This window comes from Pseudomonas gozinkensis (genome assembly GCF_014863585.1).
Taxonomy (GTDB): domain Bacteria; phylum Pseudomonadota; class Gammaproteobacteria; order Pseudomonadales; family Pseudomonadaceae; genus Aquipseudomonas; species Aquipseudomonas gozinkensis.
This window is the reverse complement of sequence record NZ_CP062253.1, coordinates 629,621-644,732: the sequence shown is the minus strand read 5'-3', so window position 1 is coordinate 644,732 and position 15,112 is coordinate 629,621. Positions and strand designations below refer to the sequence as shown.

The following is a 15,112-nucleotide window of genomic DNA, read 5'->3' as shown; positions in this document are numbered from 1 at the left end:
GGCGCGCCGACCAATGCTACAGAATGCCTGCCGTTGCGGCACAACCGCTTTGCCAGGCTTTTATTGCAAAGTGTGTTGCTCGATGAACTCCGTCGGCACAACGCCTTCACGACTGACCAGTCGATTGAGCTCCGAGCGTGGCAATCGAACGGCCAGCAAGCTGACCCCTTCTTCGTCGTGTTCTTCTTTCTGTACCGCGCCCAGCTCGAAGAACTGGGCACGCAGACGCGCGAACCGCTGAGGCAGGCGCAACGTTCCCACGAACAGGTCGCTGCCCAACAACTCGGCAATCGCCTGCTCGAGCAATTCCAGACCGGTGCCATCACGCGCCGACAGCCAGACCCGTTGGGGCTTGCCGTTTTCATCGCGCTGGATTTGTGGCTCAACGCCTTCAAGCAAATCGAGTTTGTTATAGACCTCGAGGATCGGCAAGTCCTGGGCACCGATCTCGCCCAGCACCACCATCACCTGCTCGATCTGCAACATGCGATCCGGTTCGGCCGCATCGATCACGTGCAACAGCAGGTCGGAGTTGCTCGACTCTTCGAGCGTAGACCGAAATGCCTCGACCAGTTTGTGCGGCAAGTGGCGGATGAAACCCACCGTGTCGGCCAGGACAATCGGCCCCAGGTCGTCCAGATCCAGACGGCGCAGGGTCGGGTCCAGCGTGGCGAACAGTTGGTCAGCCGCGTAAACCTCGGACTTCGTCACGTTATTGAACAGCGTGGATTTACCGGCGTTGGTGTATCCCACCAGAGAAACGGTAGGAATATCCGCACGCGAGCGGCCGCGACGCGACTGTTCGCGCTGGCTACGCACTTTTTCCAGCCGGCCCTTGATCTGGCGCAGGCGAACCCGCAGCAGTCGCCGGTCGGTTTCGAGCTGGGTTTCACCCGGGCCGCGCATGCCGATACCACCACCCTGACGCTCAAGGTGAGTCCAGCCGCGAACCAGCCGGGTGCTCATGTGGTCAAGCTGGGCCAGTTCTACCTGGAGCTTGCCCTCATGGGTACGGGCGCGTTGGGCGAAAATATCGAGAATCAGACCGGTACGGTCGATCACGCGACACTCGAAAACACGTTCGAGGTTACGTTCCTGACTGGGCGTGAGGACGTGATTGAAGATCACCAGATCGGCTTCTTCGGCGTGGACCAGGTCGCGCAGTTCCTCGACCTTGCCGCTGCCAATCAGGTATTTGGCGGTTGGCCGATGACGCGGCACGTTAAAAAACGCAACGGTCTCGGCGCCAGCCGAATTTGCCAGTTCCTGAAACTCCTGCGGATCTTCGCGCGCCTCAGGGTCCTGTCCATCCAAGTGAACGAGGATGACTCGTTCACCACCACCGTGGCGCTCAAAGAACAAAGGAGACTCCTATCAGGCGTTACCTGGCTCAGCGTCACCTGCTTCGGATTCGGTTGCGCTAGGCAGACGAATTGGACGAACCGGCACGACTGTAGAGATAGCGTGTTTGTAAACCATCTGGCTGACGGTGTTTTTCAGCAGGATAACGAACTGGTCGAACGACTCGATCGTGCCTTGCAGTTTGATCCCGTTCACCAGGTAGATGGAAACCCCCACTTTCTCTTTACGTAAAGTATTCAAGTAAGGGTCTTGTAGCGAATGCCCTTTTGACATGTGCCGCACTCCTTTAAGGATTCAATATAAAAAATAGGTAAACAGATGGCTTTTGCCGCCACACCCCCAAGGATAGACGGCAATTGCAAGGACTCAGCTCAATATGGAGATCGTCCCAAGGTATTTCAAGGCGCGTGGCAGATTGTCGCAATCCAGACTGTCGAGCCAGTGTAAATCTTTCCAGCTGCGCAGCCAGGTGAACTGGCGTTTGGCCAATTGGCGCGTGGCGATGATGCCCCGCTCCTGCATCTCGGCCGACGTCAGCTTGCCATCCAGGAAGTCCCAGACCTGGCGGTAGCCTACCGCACGTATAGACGGCAACCCGGCATGCAGGTCACTTCTATTACGCAGGGCTACGACCTCGTCGATGAATCCCTGTTCCAGCATATTTGTGAATCTTTGTTTAATGCGCTCGTGCAGTACCTGCCGATTAGTTGGAGCAATCGCCAGGTTCGCGACAGTATAGGGCAATTGTTGCAGTCCCGATGCGGCCGCTTCGGTACTTTGTACAGATTGCTTCAGCCGCAGTTCAGTCATGCTCTGACCGCTGACCCGGTAAACTTCCAGCGCACGACTCAGTCGTTGCGGATCGTTCGGATGGATGCGTGCCGCCGACTCTGGGTCGATTATCGCCAGTTGATCGTGCAGGGCCTGCCAGCCAAGGCGTGCAGCCTCTTCTTCGATCTGCGCGCGAACTTCAGGATCGGCCGCCGGCATGTCCGCAAGGCCTTCGATCAAAGCCTTGTAATAGAGCATCGTGCCGCCCACCAGCAGCGGAATTTTTCCGCGTGCGGTGATCTCGGCCATGGCCACCAGTGCATCGCGACGGAAATCCGCTGCAGAATACGCTTCGGCCGGATCGAGAATGTCGATCAGACGATGAGGATACTCAGCCAGCAGTTCCCTGGAAGGCTTGGCGGTGCCAATGTCCATGCCGCGATAGACCAGCGCCGAATCGACACTGATCAGCTCGCACGGCAGCACCTTGGTCAGCTCGATGGCCAGGTCGGTCTTGCCCGCAGCGGTCGGGCCCATCAGGAAAATCGCTGGAGGAAGCTGGCTCATCAACGACCGCGCAGGAACAGTTTGTCCAGATCGTCCAGGCCCAGCTGGGTCCAGGTCGGTCGGCCATGGTTGCATTGACCGCTGCGCTCGGTGTTTTCCATGTCGCGTAGCAGGCCGTTCATTTCCGGCAGGGCCAGGCGCCGGTTGGCGCGGATCGCGCCGTGGCAGGCCATGGTGCCGAGCAGTTCATTCAGATGGGCCTGGATGCGGTCGCTGGTGCCGTACTCCATCAGATCCGACAATACGTCGCCCACCAGACGGTTGGCTTCGGCCTGTTTGAGCAGGGCCGGGATCTGCCGGATGGCCAGGGTTTCCGGGCCAAGGCGCTGCAATTCAAAACCGAGGCGCTGGAACCATGCCGCATGCTCTTCAGCGCAATCGGCCTCGCGCTGACTGACCGCCAGCGATTCCGGCACCAGCAGCGGCTGGCCACTCAGGCCTTCGCTGGCCATGGCAATCTTCAGCCGCTCGTACATGATCCGCTCGTGAGCGGCGTGCATGTCCACCAAAACCAGACCCTGGGCGTTCTCGGACAGAATGTAGATGCCCTTGAGCTGCGCCAGCGCGTAGCCCAGCGGCGGAATGTCTTCCTGACCGGCCGGCAGCGCGTTGGCATTCGCTTCGGGCAGCGGCGCAAAAAACTCGCGATACGCAGCCTGCGCCTCGGCAACCGGCACGGTCGATTGCGGACGCGGCGTGTATTGATACTGATAAGCGCCGCCAGCGCTGGCGCCCGACGAGGTATTGAAGGCCGGCTGCGCCTGCGGCTGCTCCAGCAACGCGTTGGCCGCCAGACGCATTTCGCCCTGCGGCCCGAATTCACCGGCTTCAAGGCCGGTTGGCCGGACGATCGCGGTGGTGACCGAACCGGCAAGCTGATCCTCCGGCCGCACATCACCGAGCGCACGGTGCAAGGTGCCATACAGGAAGTCATGCACCATGCGCCCGTCACGGAAGCGCACTTCGTGTTTGGTCGGGTGCACGTTGACGTCGACCGCTGCCGGATCGACCTCGAAAAACAGTGCGAACGTCGGATGCCGGCCATTGAACAACACATCGCGATAGGCTTGACGCACCGCGTGAGCCACCAGTTTGTCGCGTACCGCGCGGCCGTTGACGAAGAAATACTGCAAGTCCGCCTGACTGCGGTTGAAGGTCGGCAGACCGACCCAACCCCACAGGTGCAGGCCATTGCGCTCAATCTCGATCGGCAAGGCCTGCTCAAGAAAACCCGAACCGCAGATCGCCGCCACACGCCGGGCGCGGGCCGCATCATCGTGGGCCTCGTGCAGGCTGAGGATGATCTTGCCGTTGTGGCGCAGATGGAACGCCACGTCGAAACGCGCCAGCGCCAGACGCTTGATCACTTCTTGCAGGTGATCGAATTCGGTTTTTTCGGTCTTGAGGAATTTGCGTCGTGCCGGGGTGTTGAAGAACAGGTCACGGACTTCCACCGAGGTGCCGACCGGGTGCGCCGCCGGCTGCACGCGGGGTGCCATGTCGCGCCCCTCGGTCTCGACTTGCCAGGCCTGATCAGCATCGCGGGTGCGCGAAGTCAGGGTCAGGCGTGCCACGGAGCTGATCGAAGCCAGGGCTTCGCCGCGAAAACCCAGGCTCATCACCTGTTCGAGGTCTTCCAGGTTGCGGATCTTGCTGGTGGCGTGACGGGCCAGAGCCAGCGGCAAGTCATCGGCAGAGATACCGCTGCCGTCGTCACGCACCCGCAGCAGTTTGACGCCGCCCTGTTCGACATCGACGTCGATACGCCTGGCGCCGGAGTCGAGGCTGTTTTCCAGCAGCTCCTTGATCACCGAGGCCGGGCGTTCGACCACCTCGCCGGCGGCGATCTGGTTCGCCAGCCGCGGGCTGAGCAGTTCGATGCGGGCAGCGTTCAGGACCTGATTCATTCTTTGGACGCCAGTTCGGTGCCGGGAATGGTCAGGTGCTGACCGACTTTCAAATCATCGCTTTTCAGATTGTTGGCGCTGCGCAGCGTAGCCGGCGAGATCTGATACCGCACGGCAATCATCGCCACGGTCTCACCCGGACCCACTCGGTGATCACGCGGCCCTTGAGCGATTTTGCCCGAATCGCGCAACCAGGCGATGTAAGTGCCCGGTGGCGGATTCTGCTGGAAGAACTGGCGCACGCCGCTGCTGATCGAACGCGCCAGCGCCTGCTGGTGGCTCGCGGCCGAGAGTTTCGAAGCTTCGTTGGCGTTTGAGATGAAGCCGGTTTCCACCAGGATCGACGGGATGTCCGGCGACTTCAGCACCATGAACCCGGCTTGCTCCACGCGCTGCTTGTGCAGCGGGGTGACCCGGCCAATGTTGGTCAGGACTTTCTGGCCGACGTTGAGGCTGGAGGTCAGCGAGGCGGTCATCGACAGGTCGAGCAGAACGCCGGCGAGCATCCGGTCCTTGTCGTCGAGGCTGACGTTGCCGGCACCGCCGATCAGGTCGGAACGGTTTTCGCTGTCGGCCAGCCAACGGGCAGTTTCCGAGGTGGCACCACGGTCGGAAAGGGCGAACACCGAGGCACCGAACGCGGCCGCAGACGGCGCGGCGTCGGCGTGGATCGAGACGAACAGGTCGGCGCCCTTCTTGCGGGCAATTTCAGTACGGCCGCGCAGCGGGATGAAGTAGTCGCCGGTACGGGTCAGTTCGGCGCGGAAGCCTTTCATGCCGTTGACCTGACGCTGGAGCTCACGGGCGATCTGCAGTACCACGTCTTTTTCACGCTGGCCGCGCGAGCCCGACGCACCCGGGTCTTCGCCACCGTGACCGGCGTCGATGACCACAATGATGTCGCGCTTGCCGGCGGGTGCCGGTGGCAGTTTGATCGCGGGTTCGGCCGGGGTGACCGGCACCGCCGGAACGGTTGCGACCGACGGCGTCGGCGCAGGCGGCGGTGCGGCGTCGGACGGGTTGTCGAACAGGTCGACCACCAGACGGTTGCCGTACTGCGCATTCGGCGCCAGCGAGAAGCTTTTCGGGGTGACAGCTTTTTTGAGGTCGATGACCACCCGCAGGTCGGTCGGCGTGCGCTGGGCCGAGCGCATGGCAGTGATCGGCGTGTTGGCGGTCTGCACATTCAGCGGCGCGCCGAGGGTGGCGCCGTTGATATCGATCACCAGACGATCCGGCGCGGTCAGCGTGAAGACGCTGTGCTGCACCGGGCCTGTCAGGTCAAATACCAGTCGCGTATTGTCCGGCGCCCGCCAGAGGCGCACGCTGTTGACCTTCGTGTCGGCCACGGCGTTGACGGTTACTGCCATCAACATCAGTCCAGCGGCAGCCACCAACGCGCGAAAGCGCATACCTAACCCCATCATTCAATTGGTTTCCAATGCCAAAGCGGCACACCAGGCCTCGCCGCGCGAGCCCTGGGATAAAATGGTCAGCGAACGTCCGCTGTCTTGCGGGCTAATGGTAATGGTCAGGTCAGGCTTTGGCAAAAAGCCTGCACCTTTATCGGGCCATTCGATCAGGCACAGGGCGTCGTCTTCGAAATAGTCGCGAATGCCGAGAAACTCCAGCTCTTCCGGATCGACCAGACGATACAGGTCGAAGTGAAACGCGCGCACGTCGCCGATTTCGTAGGGTTCGACCAGGGTGAAGGTCGGACTTTTCACCGCCCCGACGTGCCCCAGACCGCGAATGATGCCCCGCGACAGCGTGGTTTTGCCCATCCCGAGGTTGCCTTCAAGAAAGATCAGGCCATGGCCCTGTGTGATACGGGCGATGCGTGCGCCAAAGTCGCTCATGGCCTGTTCATCGGCCAGATAAAGGGTTACTTCAGACACGGTGCATGCTCCTCCAACAACTGACGAATGGCTGGAATCAGATCACTGGCCGCCAGCCCACGGCCGAATTTACCTTGTTGCAGACCGGCGTTGGCGTGCAGCCAGACAGCCAGACAAGCCGCGTCGAACGCATTCATGCCCTGGGCCAGCAGCGCGCCGATCAGGCCGGCCAGTACATCGCCAAGCCCGGCAGTGGCCATGGCCGGATGGCCTTGATGACACAAAGCCAGACGTCTGTCGGGATCGGCGATAAGACTGCCGGCGCCCTTTAACACCACTACCGCTGTATATTTTTCGCTCAACGCCAGCGCCGCCGCCGGACGATCGGCCTGCACGTCGGCGGTGCTGATCCCCAGAAGGCGCGCCGCCTCACCCGGATGCGGCGTGATCACGCAACCCTTGGGCAAACTGACAAGACCGGAGGCCAGCAGGTTCAGCGCATCGGCATCCCACACCTGCGGCAGCGAGGCATTGGCAGCGGCCGACAACAGCGCCCTGCCCCAACTGGCCTGACCCAGCCCTGGCCCGACCACCAGCACGGACACCTTTTCCAGCAGCCCCATCAATTGATTGGCCGAAGAAGTGCCCAGCACCATGGCTTCCGGTATCCGGCTCAGCGCCGCCGGCACATGTTCCGGACGGGTCGCCAGCGAAACCATGCCGGCCCCGCTGCGCAAGGCACTTTCGGTGCTGAGCAGAATCGCCCCGCCAAAGCCGTGATCGCCACCGACCAGCAGCACATGACCGAATCGCCCCTTGTGCGCAGCGGGCGCACGAGCAGCCAGACGCGGCAGGTTAGCCACATCAAGCCGTTGAGCGGCGGCAGGAATGTCACTGAAGTTTTCGGCCGAAGCCTGCAGATCGTTAAACAGCAGTTCGCCGACGTGATCCGCTGCCGCGCCCGTGAACAGCCCGAGCTTCAGGCCGATGAAAGTCACGGTGAGGTCGGCGTACACCGCATCACCCAGCGCATGACCGGTATCGGCGCACAATCCGGAAGGGATATCGACCGCCACCACCGGCAGTCCGCTGGCATTGATCGCCGCAATCGCAGCGGCATAGGGCTCACGCACCTCACCGCTCAGGCCGGTGCCGAGCAACGCGTCAACGACGATACCGCGCAACTCGCAGGAGAGATCCCATGGAGCAATCGAGACACCACCGGCCACGGCTTCGGCGTGGGCCACGGCGGCATCGCCCTTCAGACGTTGCGGGTCGCCGACAGCCAGTACCTGAACCTGCCAACCCGCCCGATGGGCCAGCGCCGCCACCAGATAACCATCGCCGGCGTTGTTGCCGTGCCCCGCCAGTACCGTCATTTCATTCGCGGCCGGCCATTGGCGCACCAGTGCGCGCCAGGTGGCATGAGCGGCACGCTGCATCAATTCGAAGCCCGGCGTGCCGGCGGCGATCAGCCGTGCGTCGAGTTCCCGCACCTGCGCGGCACGGTACAGCGCGTCGGGTAATTGATCTTTAGTGTGCGGCATGCGTCTTCGGGCTCCGATGTCTGGCAGAATTATACGCACCTCAGCTCCGGTTTCTCTTGCCTCATGTCCGCCATCACCACAGATCTGCCTGCCCTCGCCCAATCCATCAAGGACTGGGGCCGCGAGCTGGGCTTCCAGCAAGTCGGCATCAGCGGTCTGGACCTGGCCGAGCATGAACAGCACCTGCAACGCTGGCTCGAGGCTGGCTACCACGGCGAAATGGATTACATGGGCGCCCATGGCAGCAAACGTTCGCACCCCGAAGAGCTGGTGCCGGGCACCTTGCGCGTGGTGTCGCTGCGCATGGACTACCTGCCGGGCGACACGCAAATGGCGCAATTGCTGGCCAAACCGGAAAAAGCCTACATCTCGCGTTATGCCTTGGGCCGCGATTATCACAAGTTGATCCGTAAACGCGTTCAACAACTGGCAGACAGGATTCAGTCCGAAATCGGCCCGTTCGGTTTCCGCGCCTTCGTCGACAGTGCGCCGGTGCTGGAAAAGGCCATCGCCGAACAGGCGGGCCTGGGCTGGATCGGCAAAAACACCCTGGTGCTCAACCGCAAGGCCGGCAGTTACTTCTTTCTCAGCGAACTGTTCGTCGACCTGCCGCTGCCAGTGGATGAACCGCACAGTACCGAACATTGCGGACGATGCACCGCGTGCCTCGACATCTGCCCGACCAACGCCTTCGTCGGCCCGTATGTGCTGGATGCACGGCGCTGCATTTCCTACCTGACCATCGAACTGAAGAACGCCATTCCCGAAGACCTGCGACCGCTGATCGGCAATCGAGTGTTCGGTTGCGACGACTGCCAGATCTGCTGCCCGTGGAACCGCTTCGCCCGACCGTCCGGCGAAAGCGACTTCAAGCCACGGCACAATCTGGACAATGCCGAGTTGGCCGAGCTGTTTATGTGGGATGAAGACACGTTTTTAAGTAGTACCGAAGGCTCGCCGTTGCGGCGAGCCGGTTATGAGCGCTGGCTGCGCAACCTGGCAGTGGGGCTGGGGAATGCGCCTTCAACGATTCCAGTGCTGGAAGCGTTGAAGGCACGACGGGATTATCCGTCGGAGCTGGTCAGGGAGCATGTGGAGTGGGCGTTGAACCGGCATTCAGAGCGGGGACAACAGAACCCGGAGTAACCCCCTCACGCTCCCTCATTGCTTCAGTTACCACGCAGGGTCGTGCGCCCCTACCTGCTTGATGATGACATGCCGGGTGTCCTTGTTTGTCAGGAAGAACACACGATGTTCCTGAGTCAGACGCAGGTGAGCATGCTCGTAGCCCTTATAGGGCCTGGCATTGGCATAGTTCGGATAAGGGTCGTATTTGCTCCCGGGATAATTTCTCGCGGCGTCGATTGGCGATTTATTGTTCGTCGCGATGTCGGTTTTGAACTCCTGGTATTTACCCCTTGAAACGTTGCCCGGCTTGCCGTTGGGCAGGTAATCGTGCGCAGCGAAATCCTCGGTCAAGGTCCAGGCTGGAGGTGGCGCCGTGTCCTGAGCTGCCATTGCCTTGGCTGCCTTTTTGGCGCCCTTGCCGGCAAGCCCCGGCCGGAATGCCGACTCGAGTTGTCTTCCGGCCTTAATCGCTGCCTTTGCCCCGGCAGCCAGTCCGGCGCCCAGTGACGCGATCCCCAGCCCAAGACTTACCCAGCCAAGTATTGATCCCGCTTCAGAATGGGGCACCAGCTCATTGGCCAGTTCACTGCCGATGGCAGCCACGCCCGAAGTAATGCCCAACCCCATGGCAAACAACGCCAGCGGTGTGGCCGCCCCCAAAGTAACGATGCTGGCGACAATCCCGATAAACCCCAATGCAATCCCGGCAATCGACTGCCAGGAAACATGCCCCGTAGGATCGACGCGATTGACCGGATCACCCAGGCAGTAGGCGTAGGTATTCAAGCCGCCCGCACCGAACGGGCTCATGCTGTCGGGGCTGGTGAAGCGCATCAGGGTCGGGCTGTAGGCTCGGTAGCCATTGCCCAGCAGATACAGACCAGTGACCGCATCCAGTTGCTCACCGTTGAAGCCCGCCAGGCTGAACAGCCCGCCTTCGGCCGGACGATAACCGTAGGGGCTGTAGGCGCTGTCCTCCCATTGCTCGCCTTGCAGTTGAGTCAACACACTTTGCTGTTGATCCGTACCGAAGATCCGGCTGCCCGCATCAGCTCCTGATTGTTGCTGCCCCAACACCAACCCGTCGTTGCGCACGACACTGCGTGAATCCTGGCCCCGGATTTCGCTGCTGACATTGGCGTTTTGATAGTAGCGCTGCATATTTGTCGTTCGCGGCTGCGAAAGCTCGACCAGCCGATCAAAGCCATCGTAATGGTAACCACGTACCACCTCGCCTCGCGCATTGCTCACCTGAATCAGACGTCCGAAGGCGTCATACGCCAGGGTGCGCGCCTGATCATCCTTGATCATCCGGCCGTCGGCGTCGTATTCCAGCGTGACCGGCGCGGGATAGTCGGCATGGGAATGAGTAACCCTGACGAGCTGCGCCGGATCGATCGGGCTGAAACTGAAAGTTGTTACGTTGATCCCCTGCGGGAAGATGGTTTGCAGGGAGAGAATGTTGTCGAGCGCATCGAAGGTGAATTTTTGCTGAACGATCTCCTTGCCGTATGGATCCTTCGGCCGCTGGCTGCCGTCGCAGTCGTACTGACTGAGTCGCCCGCGCACGTCGTAGGTGAATCGTTCGTCGCGCAGCACGAAACTGCCACGCCTCAAGACTTTCTGCGCCAGTTTGCCGGCCACTGTGTAGCTGGAGGTCAGTGTCTGGGTGGGTAAACCATTGGCCTCGTAACTGCGGGTAATTTCACGCCCGATATCGTCGTAGACCAGGTGCGTCGTCAACAGGCGTTTGGAGGAGGTATCGCGAGTTTCGATTTTTTCCAGCAGTCCGCGCTTGTCATAGAAAAATCCGGCCTGCACCGAACCCTGCCTGAACGAGGTTCTGCGCCCCCACGTGTCGTACTCGGTCGTATGCTTTGTGCCCAGCACATCCACGTAGGTCAGGGGCAGGCCTGTGAAAGTATAGGTATGGGAAACGGTCTTGCGGTGTTCGCCATATTGGGTGGTTTCCGACTTCAGGCGCCCGGAAGGAAAATATTCGAAATGCCGCTCGCGACCTTGTTCGATGCAGCTTTTGGTTTTCCCGTTCAGGCCATCGTAGGTGAAGCGGGTGACCAGACCTTCGCCGTCGCCCTTCACAGCTTTTCGCTCAGTCAGTTGCCCCCCCTGTTCAGGTGCATGGATGAACTCGATCTCCTGACCTGCGGGGTTCGTGTGGGATTTGGGTTGACTGCGACCCGCGTCATAACGGATGACCGATTTACGTCCCCCCACTGAACTTTCGATCACACGGTTCAAACCATCGAACATCTGCTGCCCCAGTGACAGGCCGGCCACTTTGATTTCCACAGCCAGTTCATCGGTGCTGTGAGCTGCAAACGCAGTCTCCACGACATGGCCGTCCGGCAGAATAGTGCGAACCATACGGTCGAACACGTCATATTCATAACGGGTTTTGTTGCCTGCCGGATCGGTCTGACTGAGTGCCCGGCCCAGCCCGTCATATTCATTGACGGTCTTGCCCAGGCTCTGGTCTTTCAGATCGAATATCTCGACGCTGTCAGGTTTGCCGAAAGCGTTGATGACCGTGACGGTTTTGCCCATGCCCTGTCGCCAGCTCTTTTGCTGGCGACTGATCGGATCGAACTCGCTGTGCTCGATTCGCCCGTCGCCATGGCGGGTCTCCTTGACCTGTCCCCAGTCGTCGTAAAAAAAATCCGATTTGACCTCACGTACAAGCCCTTCCCACCAGTCGCGGTGAGTGACCTCAAAAGGCCGCCCCGTGCTGTCATGAACGGCGGTATAGATCGCGCGCATCGGAAACCGGCCTTGCGAGTCCGGATTGTCACAGTCCTTTTCCTGAACCTCGGTGATACGCCCCAGTGCGTCGTAAGTCATTTTTTGCATGCCGCCTGACGAATCTGACGTGATCACCGTCGCGGGTTCGTTCCCCTTGGCGGCCTCATAACTCCAATGAGTAGAGGAGGCATGCGCCGTACCGGGCGCGAGGGACTTGCGCAGACGGCGGCCAAGCTTGTCGTATTCGAATTCGATTACACCGTCGTCAGCATCGCGTTCGGAGATTATCAGTCCGCTCAAGGTCGAGAGCGTATGCTCGGTCGAGCGGGTCGTACCGTCAAAACCGTGCACGGTTTTCTTCAGCACCCGCGTGCCGGCGCCAAGCACATACGAGTATTCGATGCGTGTCGCCTTGCCATTGCGGGTGGCGCTTTGCTGTTGCAAAAGGCCGTGCGTGGCAGGGTTTCCGGGCGTATTCAGGTAGGTCAGGTCAACCTTTGAGCGCAAAACCTCACGACCTTCGACCCGTTCGAAAAAACTTTCCTGGACGGGTACAACGCTGGCCAGCGTTGCGCCTTCGAGGGCGGGGTGAAGCGCATGGCGATAGCGTGTGACGGTGGAAGCACCACCGCCAGCCGCTGGCACCACGGTTTTCGTTTTCAAGAAGCGAATAAAGCCCAAAGGGTCTTTCGGGCAGTCCTCTGAATCGATGTCCGGATAATATTCGTACTGCGTGGTGATGCCATTGGCTTGTACCTGCTTCACCAGGTTGCCGGAGGAATCGAACTCAGTGGTGGAGATTTCAATGCGTTTATTCTTGCTGACGCTGTTCTCGTAACGGCGAGTCTGAACCTTCGGCATCTGGAATTGCGCCGGTTGCTCGGTAAATGGCTTATTGACGTCACCGTGGTACTCGGTAGAAACCGAAGCCACCGAATCACCGCAGGTGGTCACTTCAGAAACCAACAGATGAAATTTGTTGTAGGTACGCTTGATCTGGGTATGAGTTTTCTCTCCCACAATCAATCGCTCGGTAGAGCTGTACTGATAGTTTCCGGGTGCACGGTAGAGCGGGTCACCGGCATCAACAGGATCCGATGGCACGCCATGCCCCAAATAATTGTGGTCTGAATACGTGTAAGTCTTGACGACCTTCTGCTGTCCCTGCCTGGCGAAAATGTCGTGGGCTATTACATACGGCAGACTCTGTGCGCCCTCAAGAGTGGGGAGCAGATGTCCGACCTGCTTGTAGCGCATGATTTCCACCGCGCCAAGAGGCGAATCCACTCGCCTCAGATAGCTGATGCCATCAATGAGTTCGTACTGCAGATCCCAGCCCCTGCCGACCGGTAAACCGATGGCCGTGACTCGATCGTTCTTGAACGTCATCGAGACCTCGGCACTGGCCGGGGTGCCCGGATTCTGAACTATCGTGAGCCTACCAGCCGTACGGCTGACTTTGAGCAGCGTTGTTTTTGCATCCGAGACTTCAATAAGCATGGGTTGCTCATTGTACGTTGCGTACTTCAAGGTGATGCTCGCCCCGTTTGCCGCGATGATCCGCATGGGCACGGCAACATGGGTGGCACCGTGGACTTTTAGCTCTTCTCGCCGACCATCCTTGTAACGGACTTCGTAATGCCCGGTACCGACCTTCAGAACTTTGGCACTCTCCAGCTTCATTTCCCTGAACAACAAAGCATTGCTCGTTTCAGAAGCTTTATAGGTTTCACCGCTGGCCAGTGTCATGACTTTGCTGCGCAAGTCATATCGACTGATGGATAACGACCATCCCGTACCATAACCGGCGTTACGTGTATTGAGTGGGTTGAAGCCCAGAGCAAGATTGAATGAGGGCCCATTGAGACCGGCGGACCGGACAGCGCCCAGTTTCAAGGCACAGGTATATACACCTGTTCGGGGATCAACGCCTCCGGAAACAAAATCACTAAAATTGAATGCATTGGAGCTCACGAAATCGGGGGCTTGATAACTCATGAAATAGTATCCAGAAACCTGCAAGACAAAATATGAAAACGAGAGCTCCGCTGACTTGATCGAATGAGCAAAAAAAAGCCATGAACCCTCAAAGCTCACATCAAATTATTTTATAAGATCGATTGGCAACATCAGGACTGATACGAATTCTGTGTTCTGTACCGAACTCATCGAAAACCTGCAAATCCACCTGTTCCGCGCGCTCAGGTTTGTTCGGAAGTTCCGCTGTCAAATGGCTGAGTATCGATATTGTTCCGACATCCTGAGGTAATGTTCGAAAGCCTTGAGAGGTTCGCGCCGTCACTTGTGCACCATAAATTGGAGCAATGTAGCCGACATAGCTTTTCAGCCCACTCGAGATCTTTGTGGCATCACCCGAAGAGAAGAATTCGGTTGCATAATCTGCATCATGGTTAACCTGCAGACTTTTCCAATCAAGCAGGTTGATCCGCCGTCCTTCGCCATACAAGACCAGGCTGTACTGCTCCAGTTTTTCGAAGAGACGGGGCGAATCCAGGACTCTGGTCCTGTTCAGCATGAAATTTGCGATCGGGTACAGCTTGGGTGCAATCGCTTGCAGCGTAATGCTGCTTTCATGGGTGGGCCCATTGCTACGGTATTTTTTGCCATTCAGGATGATTTCAGCGGCAACCTGGATCGAGCCCGGGCGCCGACTGGTCACCCAAAACTCGAAGACCTGAACACTTTCCGATGAATCGGAAATTCGATTGCCCACCAGAGGTACCAACGGCATAACGCGAGCAGTCCCTCCTGCCATGTCGTGGGCATAACGGTTTTCCTGTGCGTCGACACTCCAGTCACCGCCAAGCGGAGCAGAGGTGTTATAGCTGATCAACTTCAGCGTCTCCAGAGCGGGATGCCCGTGGAGCGACACTTCCTCTGCTTGAGCGTTTTCTCCCGAAACCAGCACCAGCACCCGTACTTGCATGCGGCCGTTGGCATAAAGTAATTTTTGACGTTCAGTGGACGACTCAAACTTTACCTCGAGTCGTTGAATATTCAGATCATTCTCAAACATATTAACTTTCTCCGAAAAAACTGGACAAGCGCTTTATTGCGCAGACCAATTAGTACATTTCCGAGAGATAAAAAAACAGAAGCGCCCCATATCAAAATGTGATCAAACGAGAGTAGATATTAAAAAACAGAAACTCTGAAAATCAAGAAAACCTGAAAACTCACAAACACCAGCCAAAGCACGCCAGCATTTCCT

General features: G+C 59.0%; 10 protein-coding genes. 1 reads left to right on the top strand and 9 read right to left on the bottom strand.

The window, feature by feature from the left end; genetic code table 11:
* Nucleotides 1-60 precede the first annotated feature (60 nt).
* From hflX to IHQ43_RS02740, 7 genes are all read right to left on the bottom strand, one after another.
* On the bottom strand, nt 61-1,362 hold the full coding sequence (hflX, locus tag IHQ43_RS02770; protein ID WP_192563291.1) for a ribosome rescue GTPase HflX: 1,302 nt from the start codon (nt 1,360-1,362) through the stop codon (nt 61-63).
* 12 nt (nt 1,363-1,374) lie between these two features.
* Nucleotides 1,375-1,635, bottom strand: coding sequence for an RNA chaperone Hfq (hfq, locus tag IHQ43_RS02765; protein ID WP_007902656.1), 261 nt, complete (start codon nt 1,633-1,635; stop codon nt 1,375-1,377).
* Nucleotides 1,636-1,728: 93 nt separating this feature from the next.
* Nucleotides 1,729-2,700 (bottom strand): tRNA (adenosine(37)-N6)-dimethylallyltransferase MiaA, encoded by a 972-nt coding sequence (miaA, locus tag IHQ43_RS02760; protein ID WP_192564942.1) that lies wholly within the window; start codon nt 2,698-2,700, stop codon nt 1,729-1,731.
* Nucleotides 2,700-4,607, bottom strand: a complete 1,908-nt coding sequence (gene mutL, locus IHQ43_RS02755; RefSeq protein ID WP_192563290.1) for a DNA mismatch repair endonuclease MutL — start codon at nt 4,605-4,607, stop codon at nt 2,700-2,702. Before mutL ends, miaA begins: the two co-directional genes overlap by 1 nt.
* Nucleotides 4,604-5,983 (bottom strand): N-acetylmuramoyl-L-alanine amidase, encoded by a 1,380-nt coding sequence (locus IHQ43_RS02750; RefSeq protein ID WP_425220299.1) that lies wholly within the window; start codon nt 5,981-5,983, stop codon nt 4,604-4,606. The genes mutL and IHQ43_RS02750 overlap by 4 nt, the downstream gene beginning before the upstream one ends.
* 51 nt (nt 5,984-6,034) lie before the next feature.
* Entirely contained in the window at nt 6,035-6,505 is a 471-nt protein-coding gene (gene tsaE / locus IHQ43_RS02745; protein WP_007950729.1) for a tRNA (adenosine(37)-N6)-threonylcarbamoyltransferase complex ATPase subunit type 1 TsaE, read from the bottom strand.
* Nucleotides 6,493-7,992 carry an NAD(P)H-hydrate dehydratase gene (locus IHQ43_RS02740; protein ID WP_192563288.1) on the bottom strand — a complete coding sequence of 500 codons (1,500 nt, stop codon included), beginning with the start codon at nt 7,990-7,992 and terminating at the stop codon, nt 6,493-6,495. Before IHQ43_RS02740 ends, tsaE begins: the two co-directional genes overlap by 13 nt.
* 63 nt (nt 7,993-8,055) lie before the next feature.
* Between IHQ43_RS02740 and queG the strand changes: the two genes are divergently transcribed.
* Nucleotides 8,056-9,138 carry a tRNA epoxyqueuosine(34) reductase QueG gene (gene queG, locus IHQ43_RS02735; RefSeq protein WP_192563287.1) on the top strand — a complete coding sequence of 361 codons (1,083 nt, stop codon included), beginning with the start codon at nt 8,056-8,058 and terminating at the stop codon, nt 9,136-9,138.
* A gap of 27 nt (nt 9,139-9,165) precedes the next feature.
* On the opposite strand, the gene IHQ43_RS02730 is transcribed toward queG, so the two are convergent.
* Together IHQ43_RS02730 and IHQ43_RS02725 are read right to left on the bottom strand one after the other, a co-directional pair.
* On the bottom strand, nt 9,166-13,878 hold the full coding sequence (locus IHQ43_RS02730; RefSeq protein WP_244142238.1) for an RHS repeat domain-containing protein: 4,713 nt from the start codon (nt 13,876-13,878) through the stop codon (nt 9,166-9,168).
* A 100-nt stretch (nt 13,879-13,978) separates the two neighbouring features.
* On the bottom strand, nt 13,979-14,917 hold the full coding sequence (locus IHQ43_RS02725) for a hypothetical protein (RefSeq protein ID WP_192563286.1): 939 nt from the start codon (nt 14,915-14,917) through the stop codon (nt 13,979-13,981).
* Between the last annotated feature and the right edge of the window lie 195 nt (nt 14,918-15,112).